20 protein-coding genes are annotated in these 19,305 nt (G+C 68.5%); 11 read left to right on the top strand and 9 right to left on the bottom strand.

Annotated features, from left to right (window positions below; all coding sequences use genetic code 11):
* Window positions 1–65: 65 nt before the first annotated feature.
* The gene (locus VD972_RS33110) at window positions 66–1,250 is read left to right on the top strand and encodes a hypothetical protein (RefSeq protein ID WP_324992791.1); all 1,185 of its coding nucleotides are present in this window, start codon (window positions 66–68) and stop codon (window positions 1,248–1,250) included.
* Between the two features lie 18 nt (window positions 1,251–1,268).
* Here the strand turns inward: VD972_RS33110 and VD972_RS33105 are convergent, their stop codons facing one another.
* The gene (locus VD972_RS33105) at window positions 1,269–1,550 is read right to left on the bottom strand and encodes a hypothetical protein (RefSeq protein WP_324992790.1); all 282 of its coding nucleotides are present in this window, start codon (window positions 1,548–1,550) and stop codon (window positions 1,269–1,271) included.
* An 87-nt stretch (window positions 1,551–1,637) separates the two neighbouring features.
* The gene (locus VD972_RS33100) at window positions 1,638–1,871 is read right to left on the bottom strand and encodes a hypothetical protein (RefSeq protein ID WP_324992789.1); all 234 of its coding nucleotides are present in this window, start codon (window positions 1,869–1,871) and stop codon (window positions 1,638–1,640) included.
* 201 nt (window positions 1,872–2,072) lie between these two features.
* On the opposite strand from VD972_RS33100, the gene VD972_RS33095 reads away from it, so the two are divergent.
* Window positions 2,073–2,279, top strand: coding sequence for a hypothetical protein (locus VD972_RS33095; protein WP_324992788.1), 207 nt, complete (start codon window positions 2,073–2,075; stop codon window positions 2,277–2,279).
* A gap of 59 nt (window positions 2,280–2,338) precedes the next feature.
* Window positions 2,339–2,860, top strand: coding sequence for a GNAT family N-acetyltransferase (locus tag VD972_RS33090; protein ID WP_324992787.1), 522 nt, complete (start codon window positions 2,339–2,341; stop codon window positions 2,858–2,860).
* 16 nt (window positions 2,861–2,876) lie between these two features.
* Here VD972_RS33090 and VD972_RS33085 read toward each other — a convergent pair whose 3' ends face one another.
* Together VD972_RS33085 and VD972_RS33080 are read right to left on the bottom strand one after the other, a co-directional pair.
* Window positions 2,877–3,665, bottom strand: coding sequence for a hypothetical protein (locus VD972_RS33085; RefSeq protein WP_324992786.1), 789 nt, complete (start codon window positions 3,663–3,665; stop codon window positions 2,877–2,879).
* 71 nt (window positions 3,666–3,736) lie between these two features.
* Window positions 3,737–4,639: an AEC family transporter gene (locus tag VD972_RS33080; protein ID WP_324992785.1), complete on the bottom strand. Its 903-nt coding sequence runs from the start codon at window positions 4,637–4,639 to the stop codon at window positions 3,737–3,739.
* 385 nt (window positions 4,640–5,024) lie between these two features.
* Here VD972_RS33080 and VD972_RS33075 point away from each other — a divergent pair, with 385 nt between their 5' ends.
* Window positions 5,025–6,287: an MFS transporter gene (locus VD972_RS33075; protein ID WP_324992784.1), complete on the top strand. Its 1,263-nt coding sequence runs from the start codon at window positions 5,025–5,027 to the stop codon at window positions 6,285–6,287.
* A 73-nt stretch (window positions 6,288–6,360) separates the two neighbouring features.
* Window positions 6,361–9,906 carry a VIT domain-containing protein gene (locus tag VD972_RS33070; RefSeq protein WP_324992783.1) on the top strand — a complete coding sequence of 1,182 codons (3,546 nt, stop codon included), beginning with the start codon at window positions 6,361–6,363 and terminating at the stop codon, window positions 9,904–9,906.
* 247 nt (window positions 9,907–10,153) lie between these two features.
* Here the strand turns inward: VD972_RS33070 and VD972_RS33065 are convergent, their stop codons facing one another.
* On the bottom strand, window positions 10,154–11,053 hold the full coding sequence (locus tag VD972_RS33065; RefSeq protein WP_324992782.1) for a hypothetical protein: 900 nt from the start codon (window positions 11,051–11,053) through the stop codon (window positions 10,154–10,156).
* Between the two features lie 150 nt (window positions 11,054–11,203).
* Entirely contained in the window at window positions 11,204–13,006 is a 1,803-nt protein-coding gene (gene traC / locus VD972_RS33060; protein WP_324992781.1) for an outer membrane exchange accessory lipoprotein TraC, read from the bottom strand.
* A 175-nt stretch (window positions 13,007–13,181) separates the two neighbouring features.
* Between traC and VD972_RS33055 the strand changes: the two genes are divergently transcribed.
* The 4 genes from VD972_RS33055 (at window position 13,182) to VD972_RS33040 (ending at window position 15,509) form a co-directional block, all read left to right on the top strand.
* Window positions 13,182–13,742, top strand: coding sequence for a DsbA family oxidoreductase (locus VD972_RS33055; RefSeq protein ID WP_324992794.1), 561 nt, complete (start codon window positions 13,182–13,184; stop codon window positions 13,740–13,742).
* A gap of 133 nt (window positions 13,743–13,875) precedes the next feature.
* Window positions 13,876–14,112 carry a hypothetical protein gene (locus VD972_RS33050; RefSeq protein WP_324992780.1) on the top strand — a complete coding sequence of 79 codons (237 nt, stop codon included), beginning with the start codon at window positions 13,876–13,878 and terminating at the stop codon, window positions 14,110–14,112.
* A gap of 175 nt (window positions 14,113–14,287) precedes the next feature.
* Window positions 14,288–14,692, top strand: a complete 405-nt coding sequence (locus VD972_RS33045) for a response regulator (RefSeq protein WP_324992779.1) — start codon at window positions 14,288–14,290, stop codon at window positions 14,690–14,692.
* A 28-nt stretch (window positions 14,693–14,720) separates the two neighbouring features.
* Complete coding sequence (locus VD972_RS33040) at window positions 14,721–15,509, top strand: FRG domain-containing protein (RefSeq protein WP_324992778.1); 789 nt, start codon at window positions 14,721–14,723, stop codon at window positions 15,507–15,509.
* Between the two features lie 20 nt (window positions 15,510–15,529).
* Here the strand turns inward: VD972_RS33040 and VD972_RS33035 are convergent, their stop codons facing one another.
* Window positions 15,530–15,730, bottom strand: coding sequence for a hypothetical protein (locus VD972_RS33035; RefSeq protein ID WP_324992777.1), 201 nt, complete (start codon window positions 15,728–15,730; stop codon window positions 15,530–15,532).
* 234 nt (window positions 15,731–15,964) lie between these two features.
* Between VD972_RS33035 and VD972_RS33030 the strand changes: the two genes are divergently transcribed.
* Window positions 15,965–16,519: a hypothetical protein gene (locus VD972_RS33030; RefSeq protein WP_324992776.1), complete on the top strand. Its 555-nt coding sequence runs from the start codon at window positions 15,965–15,967 to the stop codon at window positions 16,517–16,519.
* Window positions 16,520–16,625: 106 nt separating this feature from the next.
* Window positions 16,626–16,823: a hypothetical protein gene (locus VD972_RS33025; RefSeq protein WP_324992775.1), complete on the top strand. Its 198-nt coding sequence runs from the start codon at window positions 16,626–16,628 to the stop codon at window positions 16,821–16,823.
* A gap of 15 nt (window positions 16,824–16,838) precedes the next feature.
* Here VD972_RS33025 and VD972_RS33020 read toward each other — a convergent pair whose 3' ends face one another.
* Both VD972_RS33020 and VD972_RS33015 read right to left on the bottom strand, forming a co-directional pair.
* A complete protein-coding gene (locus tag VD972_RS33020) occupies window positions 16,839–18,539 on the bottom strand; it encodes a serine/threonine-protein kinase (protein WP_324992774.1) in 1,701 nt (566 codons plus the stop codon).
* A gap of 28 nt (window positions 18,540–18,567) precedes the next feature.
* The coding region (locus tag VD972_RS33015) for an Ig-like domain-containing protein (protein WP_324992773.1) at window positions 18,568–19,305 on the bottom strand (738 nt) is incomplete at its 5' end.

The following is a 19,305-nucleotide window of genomic DNA, read 5'->3' as shown; positions in this document are numbered from 1 at the left end:
GGGTTTTCACGGAGTTGCGCTAGCGTTCCCCGAGACGTTCCTGCCACCTGCAGTCCCAGCCTGCCATGCTCACGGTCAAGCCCAGAATGCCGCTCGATGTCCTCCCGTCACGCCTCCAGGCGCTGCTCGACTCGCTGACGGACCGGCACCTCGCCGAGCAGCTGGAACATGTCTACCGGGCGGCGGCGGTGGCCATCGATCGGCTGGGGCACCTCAGCATCGTCAAGTACGAGCCCTCCACGGCGGAGCCGGACGGGGCGGATCTGTCGCTGTGGGAGACCATGGCGCCAGCCCTGGGGGAGACGGTGGGGGACGTGAACCGCCTCATCGCGGCCATCCGAGAGCAGTTCCCGGCGCCGGAGCGTCCATCCGGCAGCAGCGACGGGGGATGGAGGCCACCCCCGGCCAGCGCGGACGAGCGGCTGTCGCAGGAAGTGGAGGCCGTCTTCCAGACGAGCGCGGAGCGGCTGGCGCGGCGGGTGGCGGACCTGGGCGAGCGGGTGCGCCGTCCGGAGGTGGTGACGGATCGCTGGGCTCTGATGACGGAGCTGCAGTCCTTCCGCCTGGACTTCCGCTCGCGGATGGGAGACCTGGTGTACCTGACGGCAGCAGCCTTCGAGGATGTGAGCCGCGAAGAGGTGGTGCCCGGGTACGGGCTGCAGATGTCGGCGGCGGCGGCGCTGCGGAGCGGGGTGGTGGATCTCCGCCGCTCGCTGCAGGGCAAGCTCGAGCGGGTGGCACGCACGGCGCCCGAGGGGCTCCCCGGGTTGGCGCGTCAGGTGGAGGAGAGCCTTGGGGCCTTCGCGACGATGTCGGCCTCGCTGACCCTGCGCACGCGCGACAAGCGGGACCTCGTGGGGCTGCGCGAGCAGCTGCGACAGCTGGGGGGCGCTCCCCGGCTGGAGGGAGAGGAGCTGCTCCGGACGGTGCAGCCCTTTCTGGGCGTGCTGGAGCGAATCGCCGAGGAGCTCACCGCTCAAGTGCTCACGGTGCATGACCGGGCAGTGTGGGCCGCGTGCGGGGCCAGGCTGGAGCAGACCTCGATGCACCTCTACCTCGGCTCACCAGGGGCCGAGCGGGTGTTGCTGGAGGCGCTGGAGCGGGCGAACAAACTCTACGGCCGCTCGGCTGCCTTCGATGCGTTCCTGCGCAAGTCCCGCCGCTCCCCCGGCGAGGGGATGGAGGACGTGGAGCTGCGCGAGACGCTGGAGATGTTCCGGGATCGGCTGGCGTCTCTGCCGTTCCACTGAGTGAGGCCCGGGAGCGGCCTACTCCTTCTTGGAGCCCTCGGGCAGCGCGGGCTTGAGGGCGGCAGCGGGCAGCACGCGGAGCTGCTGGTAGCGCCGGGCCAGACCCTCCGAGGTCAGCTCCTCCTGCCACTGCTTGGGGTTGGTGGTCCACGTGAAGTCCGCGGGGACCTTGCCGTTACCCTGACTCTTGTAGCCAATCATGTCCGGGAACTGGTCGGTCCAGCGGCCGCCAGGATCTGGCTCGTGGGTGACGAGCTCGCGGTGGGGAGGAAGGACGAAGGGCTTGGAAGGGTCGCTCATGGAGATCTCCTGCGAACGTACGCAGCCTCCCCGAAACCTGCCCGCATGGGTAGTGGAAATCTGCCGAGAGGCGGCCGTGCCGCCAGGCTAGCCCGGCAGCTCCACCGGGAGTGTGGCCACCCGGGCGCGCTTGCGCTTGCGGCCGTTGACGCGAGGAGTGGGAGGCAGCACTCGAGGCCCGAGCTCGAACACAGCGGCGAAGTAGCGCGCCTGAGCCTCGCTGCCATAGCGATAGCGCCGGGAGCCGCCCTTGCTCAGGACCACCTTCACGCTCCATCCACGACGATCGTGAAGGAGCACCACCTGCTCGATGTCCGCCATCCGCCCATCCCCCCTCAGGGGGTTCTCCTTGAAAGACGCGTGCCAACCGGGGCCAGTGGTTTCGAGGGCTTGCAGGGTCCTCTCGTGGGCATTACCAGAAGAGTCGTAAGGAATTCAGGGTGGCTCGCCTGGCTGACTGCTCGGGCGAGGTATCGACGAAGGTCCACTTGTGATGCCGGAATTCTGCGTTACGTCAAAGACATGATGATTCCAGAGATCAACGGTGAGCGGTTTGCCGAGTTCACCCTCCCCGAAGGATGCCTGCTGTGCGGTGGAGAGGTGACGATCCGTGCGACGCCGGCGGGAGCGAACAGCTACTGCCCAGCGTGCCACTGGCTGTCGCGTCCTCGGATGAAGGTGAAGGGCAACGGCCTGGAGCTGACGTACTCGGCGACGGCCAGCGCGTAGTGCACAGTTGCGCTCTCTCCAGTCGCACCTCCGCGGGCTGACTGTGAGAGAGTCGTGGAGTGCTGCAGCTACCCGCGGAGACCGGCCTGACGGCGCGCAGGCTCGATGAGAAGGACACGGCAGCCTTACAGGCGCTGTGCGAGGCATGCGCTGACTACCACGTCCTCATTGAAGGTGAGCCTGCCGGGCCTGGCGAAGCCAGCCACCAGCTGACGGAGCTGCCGCCGGGCAAGACGCTGACGGACAAGTTCTTCTTCGGCCTCTTCACACCGCGCCCTCGGCTGTGCGGGGCACTGGACCTGCTGCGAGACTACCGCGAGCCGGGAGAGTGGTACCTGGGGCTGTTGCTCTTCGAGCCGAGCGTGCGGGGCCAGGGGCTGGGTGAGCGCGTGCTGCGGGCGGCGGAGGAGTGGGTGCGGACGCAGGGGGGGCGACGGCTCCGGCTGGCGTGCGCGGAGCAGAACGAGGGGGGGCGGCGCTTCTGGGAGCGCCAGGGCTTCCGCGAGGAGCGGCGCTTCCCGCCGAGGCGCATGGGCGTCCGGGAGACAGTGCTGGTGGAGCTCTCGCGCGAGCTGACGTAAGCCGCCGAGCGCAAGCTCAGGGCCACGCGGAGAGCCGGCTGAAGTCCTCGGCAGAGTAGCGGGCGGTGTCGAGCCCGTTGGTGACCCAGGCACCCTGCAGACCAAAGTGCTCACGCATCTGGCGGTAGGCCTGAACGTCGGTGAGGCTGGGAGCGAGCGCCCCACCCACATCCTTCAAGGTGTCCTCGGAGGCCCACGTCCGATCTCCCGGCTGACGGTCGAACATGAAGGGGTGGTTGTGGAGGTGGGCCACGGGGGCGAAGCCTCTCGCAACATCGGCCACGACGCGATCCTTCACCTCGCGGCGCAGCTTCCCGCCGACGCGATCAGCTCCTGAGAGATACACACGAATGCGCCCGTGGCCGCGGAGCACGTACGCACCGAACTCGGTGGGCCGCTCGAGCATGGGGAAGCGCCGCGCCTGGCGCTGGAAGAGACGCCACTCCAGGCAGGAAGCAGGAGCCACGGCCCCTGCCCTCCCTTGAAGAAGCGCGTCGCTGTTCTCGGCCTCGCGGGCCCGATCTCCCTGGAGCGCCACATGAACGGCGTGCTGTCGCTCGACGAGGGTGCGAGGCTGAAGGCCCTGCTCGCCACCAAGCCGGGAGACGAGAGCCGCCCGATACTGCTCACGCTCAGCGTCCCTGGGAGCGGGAGCCCACCACTCGGGCGAGTCAGGCAGGTCGAACGCCTCGTTCAGCTCACCTTCGATGGGCTCCGGCACGGGGATGAGCTCCGGCTGTGCCTCGAGGACGCAGGCCGGGACTTCACGCGCAGCAGCCCCCGCGCTCGGCGCAGCACACGCCATGGCCAGGGATGCGAAAAGGACGCAGAGGATCGCTCTCACGATGCAGCAGCCTATAACCCCGGACGGGCGCATCACACGAGCCACCTCCACACCAGGACGGTGAGGAAGCTCAGGGGAATGCCAAAGCCCACCATGAGCGCCGCCAGGTCCGGATCCAGCTTGTGCTCGGAGGCGAGGATGGCGCCGCTGACCATGGGGGCCATGGCATTCTGGAGCACCGTGGCCTCGCGGACGATGGGGGCCACCGGCAGCACCCACAACCCCAGCACCACCAGGGCCGGCGCGAGCACCAGCTTGAAGCCGAGCCCCAGGGCCAGCGCTCCCGCCCGCGCCCGCAAGCCGCCGAGCTGAAGCTGGAAGCCGACCGAGAAGAGAGCAAGCGGGGTGAGCGTCGAGCCCAACCGCTCCAGCAGCGTGTCCACCCCCTGAGGGAAGGACAGCGGGCGCAGCGCCAGCGCGACAACGAGGGCGATGAACGGGGGGAACGTCACCACCTTGCGCAGCAGCACGGCTGGCCGCAGGACCTCGTCCTCGGCGGCGGCCCGTGCGGCGAAGAGCGTGGCCAGCGTGGCGAGCACGAGGAAGGTGCCGAGCTGATCCACCACCACCGCCACGGCAAGCCCCTCGGGGCCCAGCAGCGCCTCGGCCATGGGAAGGCCCACGAAGGCGGTATTGCTCAGCCCCGCGGTGAGCACGAGCGCGGCCCCGGACTCCCGCTTCAGCCCCAGGCGCGGACCCAGCAGGCGGAAGAACACCACCGCCACCAGGAAGACGGCCCACGGCGACGCGGCGGCGGCCAGCAGCCCGGGACGGAACTCCAGCGAGTGCACCACCCGCAGCACGAGCGGAGGCAGGGCCACCGTGATGATGAAGGCGTTGAGCGCCAGGGCCGTCTGCGGCGGGAAGCGCCCACTGCGCCGGGCGATCACCCCGAGCGCCAGGCACACGGCCAGCAGGCTGAGGACTGGAATCATTCGCTGCGCATCCTCGGCTCTCGCGCTGCTGCTGGAGGCCGGGATGGAGCGGCGGGCGCCGGCATGGGCCCCAGGAGCCCCTCGCAGGCAATGAGCGAGCGCGAGCGCTGGATGAGCTCGGCAAGGAGGTGGAGCACGGCACGCACACGCGCGTTGTGCTGCAAGTCGCGGTGAACCACCAGCCAGATCTCTCGGCGCAAGGAGGGAACGGGGGGCATCCACCGGCGCAGCCCCGGCTCCCTGTTACCCATGAAACACAGCATCAGCCCTGGCCCAACCAGGCGCTGGGCCGCCCTCAGGCCTGGCTGCCCCCTTGACCCGCCAGGCCTGGGGGCTCAACGCCCTCTTGGAGAGCGCCGTCCTCTGACGCATGCTGGGCGCCAGCATGCCCTCGCTCTCCCCGACGACACTCCGTGCCCGGTTCGTGGAGCAGGTGCGTGTCACTGCCGGTGGGCTCCCCTCGACGTACTGGCTCCTGTGGGTGGGCACCCTGGTGAACCGGCTGGGCAGCTTCGTGGTGCCCTTCATGGCGCTCTACCTGACGCGCGAGCGGGGCTTCACCGAGGTGCAGGCGGGCCTCGTGATCGCCCTGTATGGCGCGGGCTCGGTGATCTCCGGGCCCCTGGGCGGAACCCTGGCGGACCGGTTCGGGCGACGCATCGCGCTGGGCCTGGGGCTGTGGCTGGGCGCAGCGTCGATGCTCTTCCTTGGCTTCTCCCACGAGCCCATGTGGATCCGCATTGCCGCCTTCACGGTTGGGCTCCTGGGGGACCTCTACCGGCCTGCCGTCGCCGCGGCCATCTCGGACGTGGTGCCCCCCAACGATCGGACCCGGGCCTTCAGCCTGCTCTACTGGGTGGTGAACCTCGGCTACGCCATCGCCGTGCCACTGGGAGGCATCGTGGCCCAGGGCGGCTTCCTGATCCTCTTCGTGGCGGATGCGATCACCACCTTCATCTACGGCTGCGTCGTCTGGATCAAGGTCCCGGAGACGCTGACGCAGCGCTCCCCCTCCCGGTCGCTGCTGCCCTCGCCAGTCCCCTTCAAGGACACGATCTTCCTGGCCTTCTGGCTGCCCAACTTCCTGGTGGCACTCATCTTCTTCCAGGGAATCGCAGTGCTCTCCCTGGACCTGACCGCGCACGGACTGGGAACAGCTGAGTACGGCTTGGTGATGGGCGTCAACGGCGTGCTGATCGTGCTGGCGCAGCCCTTTGCCGCGCGCATCACCTCCCGGTGGCGCCGCTCCACCGTGATGGCGATGGGTGCGGCGCTCACTGGACTGGGCTTCGGGATGCATGCGCTGCCCGCCACGGTGCTGCTGGCCATGCTCGCCGTGGCGGTGTGGACGCTGGGAGAGATTCTCGGTGCGACAGTCAATCCCTCGGTGGTGGCGGACCTGGCTCCTCCTCACCTGCGCGGAAGCTATCAGGGCGCCTTCGCCATGAGCTGGGGGCTGGCCTCCTGCCTCGCGCCCGTGATCGGCGGGTGGGTGCTGGGGCGGTTCGGCGGGCCCACCCTCTGGGGCGGGTGCTTGCTGGTAGGCCTGCTTGCGGCCGCCTGGAGCCTGGCCGCCGCCGAGTCCCGGCGCCGACACCTCGAGCAGATGCGGGCCCAACACGTGGGCGTGAGCGCAAGCGTGGACTGACGCGGAGAGCCGTGGACCGGCCGTGCAAGCCATGGCGCACGAGCGACGCCGCTTGGGCTAACGTCTCCGGGCCATGCACCTGACGCGCGCCTCCACTGCCCTGCTCTCCCTGTGGCTCCTCCTCTCGAGCTGCACCCGCGGCACGTCGAGTGAGCCCACCTCTCCCACACAGCCGCCCCCCACGCAGCCCACGCGCCCCACGGCGTCCGCCCCCAAGGAAGAGGTGGAGCGCTTCAAGAAGGCAGGGCTGGCAGCGCCCGCGGCGGTGCTGGGCGAGGCGGACACGGGCGAGGTGGACATCGCGGAGCTGAGGGACTCCGTGGCGGATCCGCAGGTGATCACCGAGCAGCAGGTCGCGGCGCTCGAGCAGGCGGCACGCCCTCCGCCAGAGGACAGCTCGGAACCCGCACAGGGCGAACTGCAGGAAGAGCGCGAGGAGGATGGCGTCGAGGGCGGTGTCGTCGGCGGTGTCGTCGGCGGTGTCTTGGGAGGAGTCATCGGCGGCCAGGTGGCACCCTCTCCGGGTGCCGCCCCCCGCACCCCTCCCCCGCCCCCCCCTCCTCCTCCGCGCGCTGAGGCACCGGCGGAGGCAAAGATGGAGGCTGCCCCAGCGAAGAATGGCGTAGACAAGGAGAAGTCCAAGGGCAGTGGGGGTGACAAGTCCCCCACGCCGGTGCTGCCAAAGGTGGAGGCCGCACCCCGGGCCGCCAAGGTGCTGGTGGCAAACGAGTCCGGCCGCTACCAGCCGCTGAAGCTGCGCGCGGTGCGGGTGGTGACGTACCTCCAGGGCCCCCGGGCGCGCACGGTGGTGGATCACCTCTTCGAGAACGACACGGACCGCAACCTGGAAGGGACCTTCTACTACCCACTGCCTGGCGGGGCGACGGTGGCGGGCTTCGCGCTCTACTCGGGCTCGGTGGCGGTGGACTCGCCCTCGCTCTTCCAGTCGTCGGAGCTGCTGCCGCCGCTGGGAGACAGCTCGGGGAAGGTGGAGGAGCTGGGGGCCGCGGCACCGCCGAGCCCCCCGGGCTCGAAGCGCTCCTGGGGTGAGCGCCAGGAGGCCCGTATCGTCGAGCAGAAGCGAGCCCGCCAGGTCTACGAGGACGTGGTGCGGCGCAACGTGGATCCGGCGCTGCTGGAGTGGGCGGGGGCCTCGACCTTCAGCGCGCGGGTGTTCCCGCTGCCGCCCAAGTCGCTCAAGCGAGTCGTCATCGCCTACGAGCAGACGCTGCTCTTCGATGGCCAACGCCTGCGCTACACGTGGCCGCTGCCGGCGGGAGCAGGGCAAGGGCTGCAGGTCTCCGCGCGCGTGCACGTGGACCCGCGCCACGTGGGCGAGGTGTCGCTCCAGCCAGCGCCGGGTGCCAAGCCCCGCGCGCTGGGTGAGTGGCAGATGCATGATCTCCCCAAGCTCCAGGGAGACGGTGCACTGTCGGTGGCGCTGGCCCCCCGGAGCGCGGACGCGGACGTGCTGGTGGGCAAGGACGCGGCGGGACTGCCGGGCCAGGCCTTCTACGCGCGGGTGCGGCTGCCAGCGCGGCTGACCTCGGGCGCGGAGGGGCCACCCACAGGACGCGCGGTGCTGGTGGTAGACACCTCGCTCTCGGCGGAGGACGGCAATGCGTGGGCGCTCCAGGCCGCCACGCTGCGAGCGCTGCTGGAGAAGGACGAGTCGCTGAAGGAGTACGCGGTGCTGCTGTTCGACGTGCGCCCGCGCTGGCTCCACGGCCCAGGCTGGCGGACCAACGACGCCGCGCAGCGCCAGCAGACGTTCTCCGAGCTGGAGAACATCTTCCTGGAGGGGGCCTCTCACGTGGACGGGGTGCTGGAGGAGTTGGACGGGGCCGGACGCGACTGGCTCAAGCCGGCCAAGGCGGGCGAGCGGGTGACGGCGTTCCTGCTCTCGGACGGCAACGCCACCTGGGGACAGGGGCGGGTGGAAGCGCTGGTGGCCAACCACCCAAGCGTGGAGACGCTGAGGTGGATGAGCTACCGCTTCGGCGAGACGGCCGTAAACCAGGAGCTGTTCGACGCGCTGGCGCGGGCCAGCGACGGCCGCGTGGTGAACGTGCTGTCCGGCTCGGAGGTGGATGCGGCAGCTAGGGCGCACCGGGCAGCCTCGGTCGTTCTGGCGCGCGTGGAGGTAAAGGGCACGGAGGCGAAGGAGCTGGTGGTGGCGGGCCGGCCACGCCTCGTCTTCCCGGGCCAGGACCTGCAGGTGGCAGGGAGGCTGCCGGCAGAGGGCGCGGCAGAGCTGGAGGTCGTCACACGCGCGGGTGAGGAAGAGCGCGTCCTGCGCGTGCCTCTGCCGCGAGACACGGACAGCGCCTTTGCCCCCCGGGCCTGGGCGGAGCTCTTCGTGTCGCGGCTCGTCTCCCTGGATGACGAGCGGCTGGACCGGATGGTGGTAGCGCTCAGCCAGCACTATCGGCTGGCCAATGCGCGCGCCTCCATGCTCGTCCTGGAGTCCGAGGGCGACTACACGCGCTACTCGGTGAAGAACGAGCAGGTGGACCTGCAGGACCTGGAGGGGTTGCGAAGGAAGGAAGAGGACCAGCGGCGAGACAAGCTGCTGGGCATCGCCTTGGATGACGTGCCGGACTCGGGTCGTCAGGTGGTGCGCAAGCTGGGCGAGCTGAAGGGCCAGGTGAGCCCGCTGCTGAGGCGCCAGCCGCTGAAGGACGAGCCGTATGCGGGCGGAGACGAGCGCCTCCAGGCGGAGCTCCGGTACCGGACTGCGCGGCGCGAGAACCGGGATGATGTGCTGGTGTACGAGGCCATCGCGCGCAAGCGGGCCTTCGCGGGGGACACGTGGGGCGCGGTCCGCGCGCTCTCCTCCCCCGTGGAGCTGCGCCCGAAGGACGCGGAGGCACTGCGGCTGGTGGGCTACGGCATGCTGGCGCTGGGGCAGTACCCGGCGGCGGCGGAGCTCTTCGAGCACGTGCGGCTGAACCGGCCCTTCGAGGCCCAGGCCTTCCTCGAGGAGGCTCTGGCACTGGACGCGACGGGCCGCTACGCGGAGGCAGCACGCAACTACGAGATCGTCTTGGCGCGCACGTGGCCACGACACCCCTCGGAGCTGAAGACGGCCGCGGCCTACCACTACGCGCGCCTGCTCACGGCGCTGGCGCGTCACCCGCGCGCGGAGGCAGTGGCTTCCGTGCTGCGGGCCCGGCACGCCGAGCTGACCAAGCTCCAGCACGACGGGACGGCCATGGACTTCCGGCCGATCGACTACCAGCTCACCACACACTGGAACTCGGACAACACGGACATCGATCTGTGGGTCATCGAGCCGAACGGCGAGCGCTGCTTCTACTCCCACCGGGAGACGCAGCTGGGTGGCAAGCTCTTCTGGGACATCACGGACGGGCTGGGGCCGGAGCTGTACCACGCTCGCAAGGCAGCACCGGGGCCGTATCACGTGGTGGTCCATTACTACGGCAACCACTCGCAGCGTTACGTGGTGCCCACGGCGCTGCTGCTGGTGAGTGACCGGGGCGTCTTCACGCCGGAGGATGAGTACCGCCGGCGCTTCCAGGTGCGCATCCTGCCGAACAACAACGCCCTCCTCCTCCTGCGTCGCGAAGAGATGGTGCCCGTGGCCAAGGCCCCGTGAAGCCCAGGGCTCAGGCCGTGACCGAGACGAGGAACGCGGCCATGAGCGCCAGGTATGCGGCGATGACGAAGAACATTGCGGCGTAGTTGAGATCCATCTCGTGAGTCATTGCGTGGTTCATTGTGGTCTCCTTCGAGCCCCTCATCTGGCTCTACGGCACCACCGCTGGGTGATTGCGCCCGGCCTCCTCGCCACCCCATTGCCAAGAGACCCTGGTTGCTCTCCAAGCAGCCGGATCTGGGCGGGACTACTGGAGGGCCTCCGGGTCGCCGATGCGGACGCGCCGCATGGGCTCTAGCTCCTCCGGCTGGAACTCCAGGCGAGTGCCTCCCTCGGCCAGGTAGCGCATGGCTGCGGCGAGCCAGCGCACGCACTCCCTCCAGCCTTCGATGCGAGGAGAGTCGCCCTGGAACATGTCATGCGCGTGCGAGAGGCCATCCTCGAAGGAGCTCCCTGAGGTGAACGGGAGCTCGAGGTACACGGACTCGTGGAGCTGCTCATCGATGGGAGCGTGGATCCACACGGCCCACTGATGCTGGGGAGGCGGAGACTCGACGACGTAGATCTCGGTGACTTCTCGCGAGGCAAAGCCTCTCAGGGTGACCGCGAGCTCCGCCTCTGGGGGCACGAGGAGGAGCAGGGAGGGCACGGGGAGCTGTGGCTTCGGCCAGGGCCCTTCGAGGGGCTGCATCCGGCGCAGCAGCTGGGCGAGCTTGGGGGTGATCTCATAGATGTGGCGCCCCCCCATGTCGTGCGCCACGAAGTGCCAATGGCGCAGGGAGTTCCAGGTGAACGACTCCACAGCCCGGGTGTACCGCTCCTGGGGGAAGGGCCCTTGGCGCTGCTGTTCGTGGGAGACGCTCTCGGCCTGCAGGGCCAGGTACTCCGGATCCTTGAGCACGGCGCTAAAGCGCGTGAAGCCCACGCGCCGGACGATGTACTCGATGAAGAGGTAGTGCATGTGCCCGAGCACCTGCTGGGCCTTCTCCCAAGACAGGCGCCCCTCGTTCATGTCCTCGATGATGGCACCCACTCCCCGCGCCAGCCCGAACGCCTGGATGTAGCGGCGCCCGATGTCCAGCTGCGCTCGCTGGTGGAGGACAAACCGCTCGAACATGGTGGTGACGGGAAGTGAGTTCGTTGTCACTCGGTAGGACCTCCACGGCCCTACCTAACACGTCGGTTTTTTCCTAGGGAGAAGATTCGACGTGGCTCGGTCCCACGCGTCACGTCTGACGCGGCCAGGCGCCCGAGGCTGCCGGTACGGCCCCGGCGCCAAGGCCACCACGCCAGGCGCTCACTTGTTGAAGAGAGACTCGGGGCGCTGCAGGCCACGCGCCTGCGTCACGGGCAGGAGGATGTCCGCCGGAGGCTTGTCCGCGGTCAGCAGCAGCACCCGCACCGCCGTCTCCACCACGTCCTCGGCACCGGGCCGCACCATGCCGCGCCGCGCATCCTCCACCCTCCTCTGGCGGTACGCATCAAAGCGCTCCATCACGCGCCGGGCCAGGTCCGCCATCGCCTTGTCCCCGACCTCCACGCGCAGCTCCAGCTCGTTGCGCAGCTGCACCGGGTCCGACAGCACGCCATAGCGGTCGTAGCCCTTGTTGCTGGAGTCCTCGTGTGACACGTCATAGTCCTGCGTCACCGGTGCCGGCGGGGCCTGGGCCGACAGCAGATCCCTCAGCACCGAGGTGACAGTGGCCTTCACGGTCAGTCGGTGCAGGTCCACGTCGTAGACGAAGTCCGAGTACATCGGTTCCTCCACTGTGACGGGCTCGCGGAAGACCGTGTCCCTGCCGCGCTGGACCTCACGCCGCTGCGTCTCCTTCTGCTCCAGGGTCGTGTCCAGCAGCTTCTCGAGCTGCTGCACCACGACGGAGTTCTGCGCCAGCAGCTGCTCTTCCTGCCCGCACTGCCTCTGCGCGCATCCCGCCGGGTTGCACTCCTCAGGCACCTCGCCGGGCTGCTCCATCTGACTGATCGCCTCGCTGCACCGCTGGATGATCTCCAGGCACAGCTTGCGCTCGCGCTCGCGGCAGCGCTCGGCCGTCTGCCGCACCGTGTTCAGCTCGGCCTGCCGGCGCAGGTAGTCACGCAGCGCCGTAGCCTGCTTGCGCTCCACCTCCTCGAGTGTGCGCTCGGCGCCGAGCAGCCTGTCCTCGTACTGCCTGCGGCGCGGGTTGGGCACGGAGCGATTGCCGGCCAGGTAGCGCTGGGTCCGCTGGTACGGCTCCACGGCCTTGAGCGGCAGCACTCGCTCCAGCGTCAGGTCCAGCCTCACGCCGACTTTAGACTCGGGCGCCTCCGTCACCACGCGGATGGGCACCTCCTTGGGGAGCATCGAGGCCAGCCGCCCGGCTGCCAGCCGCTGGGCCACGTCCGGCGCCTGCGCCTTGTCCTCCACGGGCGTGGTGACGACCAGGAAGGCCACCTCGTCGCGCAGCTTCTGGCGCACGGCCTCGGCGCGCTCGCGGGCTGCGGTGGCCCCCACCCGCTCCTGGTCCGCGCGCAGGTAGGCCAGCAGCGCATTGCCCAGCTTGCCGCCCTCCTCGAGCTGCTGCCCCGTCTTGAACCAGCGCTTGGCCCACGCCACCTGCACGGCGTCCACGCCCTTGCGAGCCGCAGGGTGGTCCGGCACGACGGAGAGCACCGCGTCGAACTCGGCGCGCGCATCCTGCAGCCGCTCTTCCTTGAGCGCCTTCTGCGCTGCCTCCACGCGTGCATCCAGCGTCCGGGTCAGCAGCGCCCGCGCCGGCTCGTTCTCCCCATCCAGCTCCAGGGAGCGGATCAGCAGCTTCTGGGCGCCAGGAAGATCGCCGGTGGCGTGGACACGCTCGGCCTCCTGGTACACCTCCTCGCTCCAGTTCTTGCGCACGGCACGCAGCTTCACGGTCACTTCGGAGGCATCGGGATCCGCGGCCAGGGCGCGCAGGTAGGCGGCCTCGGCTTCTGCCCACTTGTGCTGGGTGGTGAACTGGTCGCCCTCCTTCACGGCGCGGCCAAAGGCGGTACAGCCGCTCACGGCGAACAGGGCGCACAGCGCGAGCGCCGCGAGCCGGCGCGAGGGAACATGGGAAGGGTGTGCGGGCGTGAACACAGGCGCATCTTCGAGGAAAGTGCGGGCCGGGTGAAGGATTGAAAGTCTCGCCCGGCCGATCTGCGAGCGGGGCTGGCAACGCCCGCGTGACAAAGGTAAGAGGCAACCTGCCAAGGAGGGCACCATGGCCACCCCTATTCGACTGTATTCAGACTTCGTCTGACCGTTCTGCTTCATCGCGGAGCAGAGCAGCCTGGTCAGGCTGCAAGCGGAGTACGACGTGGAAGTGGACTGGCGGGGCTTCGAGCTCCACCCGGAGACGCCCCGGGGAGGACTCCCCCTGGAGAAGCTCTTCCCGGGCCGCGCCTCGGCCATGAGGGCGCATGTGGAGCAGGTCGCCCGGAACTTCGGCGTCACCGGCATGCGGGTGCCCGAGCGGCTGAACAACACGCGGCGGGCGCTCGCGGTGGCCGAGTGGGCACGCACTCACGGCAAGCTGCCGGCGTTCCGCGACGCGGCCATGGAGGCGTACTGGCAGCGGGGCGAGGACCTGGAGGATCCCGAGGTTCTGACGAGGCTGGCGGAGCACGCGGGGCTGCCGGCCGAGCAGGCGCGCGCCGCCATGGACGCTCCCGAGTACCAGGCCCGGGTGGACGCCCTGCACGCCGAGGGCAGGGCGGCGGGCGTGAGCGGCATCCCCACCGTCTACATCGGCAACATCCGGGTGGTGGGCTGCCAGCCCTACGAGGTCTTCGCAGAGGCCGCGAGGCGAGCAGGAGCCAGGCGCCGCCCGTGAGCGCCTCCCCTCTGGAAGGATGGGCGGCGCTGGTCGGTTGAAGAAGACATCCCCTCCTCGGGAATGACGCGACGCACCAGCCGTTGGTCCGTGTGAAACGAGGGGGCCCAACCGAACCGCGAGTCTACCAACCATGCCCTGCGCACAGCCGCGACCCACCGCGTTCCGCCTGCCCCTGCGGGCGGACCAGTTCCGCATCGAGGAGCACCGAAACGTCTACTGCCGCCACTACAGCGCGTGCGTGGACGTCGCCGTGAAAGAGGACTGGGACAGCTTCACCTGCGCCAAGTGCCCCCTGTTCCAACAGGACAAGGCGCCTGGCGCGGACGCCTATGCGTTCAATCAGCCGCCGGACACAGGCCGGCCCTGATCCAGCCCTCGAGGAAGCTCCCCCCACAGCGGGAGGGGACAGGCGAGCAACCACGGCGCCTGAGCTGAGGGGACGCGGGCCAGCGATCCGGGGGTTGTTCTGCTTCGGCAGGCACGAACGTCGGACGCCAGTCCTGCCCGTCTCCCCAGCGTCCGTGGATCAGGTAAGCCCCCGCATGCCGCAGCCCGTTGTCGTCCTGGCCGAAGATGATGGCGACCTGCGCGAGGTGATGCAGGCGCTGCTGGAGCAGGAGGGCTACCGCGCCGTGCCCTGTCCAGATGCCTTCACGGCCCTGCGGGCTTTCTTCACCGAGCCACGCGTGGACGTGCTGGTGCTGGACTGGGTGTTGCCCGACATGGAGGGCCGGGATCTCATCCGACTGCTCCACAGCCGGCGCGAGCTGGCGGAGCTGCCCATCGTGCTGACCACGGGCGTCACCCTGGAGCTGCCGAGCTTCGAAGGAGCGGTGTGCCTGCTGCGCAAGCCTTTCTCCCGGACGGAGCTGGTTCGCATCCTGCACGCGTTGACCCACCACGGGAGGCCGGCGTCCGCCGGAGCGGGTTGCTTCCAGGTGGCCTGAGGCCCCCTGAGGACAGATACTGGAGGGTGTGAAAGAGCATCGCGTCCATAACTGGCTCGAGCTGCAGGAGGCGCTCTTCGCGGGCTCGTGGAACGAGGGGCTGAGGCGGTTCCGCCCGAGCTTCGCCTTCCGGGGAGTGCCCGACGCGCGGCATGACCTCTCCACCTCGCTCAACCGGCGCAAGGGAGACTTCGCGGATCACGAGAGAGACTTGCTGCGAGCGTTCCGCAAGTACGCGCGCGGGGGCTCACAGCCGTGCGAGTCGGTCTGGGACTGGCTGGCGCTGGCGCAGCACCACGGACTGCCCACGCGGCTGCTGGACTGGACATTCAGCCCCTACGTCGCGCTCCACTTCCTGACGGAGGATCCGGAGCTGTACGAGATGGACGGGGCGGTGTGGTGCGTGGACTACCACGAGACGAACCGGCTGCTGCCCAAGCCGCTGCAGTCCCAGCTGCGTGAGGAGGGCGCGGACGTCTTCACCGCGGAGATGCTCGCGGCGGTCGCCGGGGATCTGGGCACGTTCGATCGGTCAGCGAAGCACCCCTTCGTGCTCTTCTTCGAGCCGCCGTCGCTGGATGACCGCATCGTTAACCAGTTCGCGCTCTTCTCAGTGATGAACGGCCCGCTGCTGCGGCTGGACACGTTCCTCTCGAGCCAGAAGCGGGGTGTGCGACGGCTCATCGTCCCGGCGTCCCTCAAGTGGGAGGTGCGGGACAAGCTGGACCAGGCCAACGTGACGGAGCGAGTGCTCTTCCCAGGCCTGGATGGCCTCAGCCGCTGGCTGCGGCGCTACTACAGCTCGCGCCAGCGGTGAGGCGGCGCACCGCCACGGCGTCAGGCCTCGATGTAGCGACGATGGATGGGGTGGGACGGATCGGAGGTGACGTCGCCCGTGAGCCCTGCCTCCCGCTCTGCCTCGGTGCGCCTCAAGGCCTCCCGCTCTGCCTTGTTCGCCGCGGCGCCAAACAGGAGGGTGAGCAGCACGATGCCCAGGAAGAAGAGGACGCCAAACAGTGCGGACCAGACGATGAGCATGACCTGACCTCACGCGAGAGAACGAAGGACCCACCGCAGGGCCCTGACCCTCGAAGAATGGGGACGCTCTGGACCGTTGGCTGCCCTCAGGCCTCCGCCCCATCGCCGGCCTGGCGACCAGGGGAGCATGCGCCACTCCAGGCGTGCCCGCCTGGCGAGCATGCGGGCTCTCTCCTTGAAAGGTGCCAGGAATGAGCCATCCCTACTTTTGCCGCACTCAAACGGAGGTGGTTCATGCCTGAGGTCAATCTGCCCATTGCGCGCGACGTGCGCTCCCTGCTTCCTCCCACCCTGCAGCGCACGGTGCGCCGCTCTCTGGCTCGCGGTCCGGAGGCGGGGACTCCCGCGAGGCCATTGTTCGGGGTGCTCCCCATCAAACGGTTCGTCCCGCAGGACGTCCACTCCCTGCTGGACTACGCCAACGCCTTCACCGTGGCGGGCATAGGGCTCAGCGCGAAGAACCCGGCCTGCATGGCGGGGCTGGCCTTGGGCCTGTCCGTAGCGGGCGTGTCCCTGCTCACCGACTACCGGCTGAGCGTGGCCAAGCTCATTCCCATCGAGGTGCATGAAGCCATCGACTACGCCTGGGGCCTCTCGGCCATCGCCGCGCCCTTCGTGTTCGGCTACGCGCGCCGCTCACCGCTGGCGGCCATCGTCCACATCGTGGCGGGAGTGAGCACCATCCTTGGCTCGCTCTTCACGGACTACCGGGCGCAGGTGGGAGTGAAGTGGGGAAAGGGCCGTCTGTCCGAGGCGCTGCCTCCGGCGGGGGCCACTGTCGGGGCTTAGCGGCAGGTTCAGCGGGACGCGCGGGCCGTCTGCTTCAGTGGGCGGTCCGCACGACGTGGCAGGTAGGATCTTCCATCAGGACTCACAACGTGCTAGGTTGTCTGCTATGAGTGACGACTCGGCGAAGATGATGTCCTTTGGCCAGCCTGCGACGGAGCCCGAGAAGAACCGGTGGGTGTTCGGCATGCGGTTGCGCATCGAGCCGTACCACAAGGTTCCGGCAGACAATCGGAGCGTCACGAAGAAGCCTGGGAGACCGGATCCGTTCTCAGTGGTCATCAGCACTCCAAAGTTCGAGCCTTGAAGCCAGGATCCGCCGCTACTCTTCCAACAGGTTGATGTCGAGCCGGGTGGTCTTCCCGGCTGAGATGAAGATCTCCCGCTCCACCTTCTTGTTCAGCTTGCGGTTGATGAGCTTCAACTTGTACTTCCCCGGGTCGAGCGGGAAACGGGTCCTGCGGTGCAGCCCCATCTGATACTTATTCAGGAATAATTCGGCCTCGGGCACGACCAACAGATCCAAGGTACCCAGAGCTGGCGTGCGCTCAACGGGTGCAATGACCGAGGCATCTGGCTTGATGGGCAGTGCTGGCCCCCCCGCATCCAGGCTGCCCTCCACCTCGGCCACAGGAGGCGGCGTCTCTGGCAGGCCCTGCGGGACCAGGCCCCCATCACGCGTACCCGCATCCTGCCCAGAATGAACAACGCTGACTGGGGGAGGTCCCTGGGTGAGCCAATAGATCAGAAATCCGCCCCCCATGAGCACCAAGAGAATACCGACGCCTGCCGCCCAGACCGTGTCCTTCTCGCGAGGCCGGGGTCCCGTGGGTGAAGGGCACTCTACCACGGGCTCAGGGTGCGGATTGGAAACCGGGGGAGTTCGATGGAGAGCTCGCAGCATGAGCCTCGAGGGACGCTCGGCGGAGGTCCGCTCACCTTTGAACTCTCTGCCCTCGAGCTGGCGCCCTTCCAGCACAGGAGCCGAGTCGGCAGCAGGCCTGGCTAGAGCGGCTGGAGCGGGCTCGCTCAGTCGCTGGGACTGCGAGAACCTAGGTTGGCTTTGAGGTGCACTCGACGTCTTCTGGATGAGCGGACTCGAGGCCTCTCCCCCCTCCTTCAGCATGGAGCTGAGCAGCGCCAGCTGCGAGGCGCCCATGGGCTTCCCGGTGGACACGATAAACTCGTCCAACTCCGCCTGGAAGGAGGCGCAGTCCGGGTAGCGCCGCTCACGGTCCTTGGCGGTGGCCTGCGCGAGGATGCGCTGGAGGACCTCGGGCACCTCGGGCCGGCGCTGGGCGACGGGAACCTGGAGCTCGAAGAGGATGGCCTGGACCATCCCGGCCTCCGAGGTCGCCATGAAGGGCTTGAGGCCGGTGAGCAGCTCGTAGAGGACAATCCCCAGCGCATACACATCGGCCCGCCGATCGAGGGGCTCATTGCGAAGCTGCTCGGGCGGCATGTACGCCAGCTTGCCCTTGAGGACACCTGTCTGGGTATGGGGGCTCATCCCTGCGGCCTTGGCGATGCCGAAGTCCACCACCTTCACGGCGCCCTGACGGGACAACAGGATGTTGTCCGGGCTGATGTCGCGGTGGATGATGTCCATGGGCAGGTTCGTCGCCGGCTCTCGCAAGTCATGGGCGAAGGCCAGCCCCTCGCAGGCGGCGGAGACGACGCGGGCGCAGAACGCGAGGGGCAGCGAGAGGCTCACCCCGCTAGCGCGTCGGATGATCTCTCTCAGGTTGCTCCCGTCGATGTACTCCATGGCGATGAAGTAGGTGCCCTCCGACTCTCCAAAGTCGAAGATCTGGACGATGTTCGGATGATTGAGCTGAGCGACCAGGCGTGCTTCGGACAGGAACATCTCCACGAAGGCGGGCTCGGTGGCCAGGTGCGGGAGGATGCGCTTGACCACGAGCATTTTCTCGAAACCCATGGGGCCCGCGGCCTTGGCAAGGAACACCTCGGCCATGCCGCCAGTCGCGAGCTTATGGATGAGCTGATACTTCCCCATCTGCATGGCGGCCTCTCTCGCGAGCCAGGCCGGCTCAACGTCGGCGCCTGCGCGAGCTCAAGACCGCACCAGCGACGAACCCCAGCAGCGCGAGCCACGGCTCCGCGGTGGCCGTGGAGCATCCCAACCCTCCCCCGATCGCCTGGGCCTGTGCCTTGGGCGCCACCACAATGAAGGAGATCGACTTCGAGGGGACACTCGTGTTGCGCGCAAGATTGGTCACCACAGCCGTTAGCTCATGGGTGGTCTGTTCCAGCGGCTCTGGGAACCTGAAGGTAAAGTTTCCTTCCGCATCTGCCCCAGCCAACCCGGCCTTCATGCCTCCGAGGAAGAACTCCACGGTACCGCGTGAGACTGTCTTCCCGGTAACGGTCGGTGTCAGATCATACACAGTCTCGTCAGGACTGGGGGAGATGATCTCTGGCGCACCCGGCTCATCGACGATGACAAGCCACTTGTAGGACGTGGGTGTTGGATCCAGGTTCCCTGCCTCGTCTCTGGCCGCCACACTGAGCGTGTATTCTCCATCCACACTCCTCAAATCTGGGAGCTCGAAGAAGGCGGTAAGATTGAAGGACTGTGTTCTGGTGCAGCGGACCTCCTTCTCTTTGTTATAGCGGTGCGCCACGAGCTTGCACTCGAACGTCGTCAGCAACGCCGGGTCTTCTCCAGGCGCGTCGAACACGAACGTCGCGGTGGTGGAATCGGAAACCGGTTCGGGGGCATCATCGATGTCAGTGTCTGGAGCAGCCGTATCCACGATGAACTCGAG

The sequence above is a fragment of the Hyalangium sp. genome, from assembly GCF_035629615.1.
In the GTDB taxonomy this organism is placed as follows: domain Bacteria; phylum Myxococcota; class Myxococcia; order Myxococcales; family Myxococcaceae; genus Hyalangium.
The sequence above is the reverse complement of the archived record's forward strand: the minus strand, read 5'-3'. Positions and strand labels throughout refer to the sequence as shown.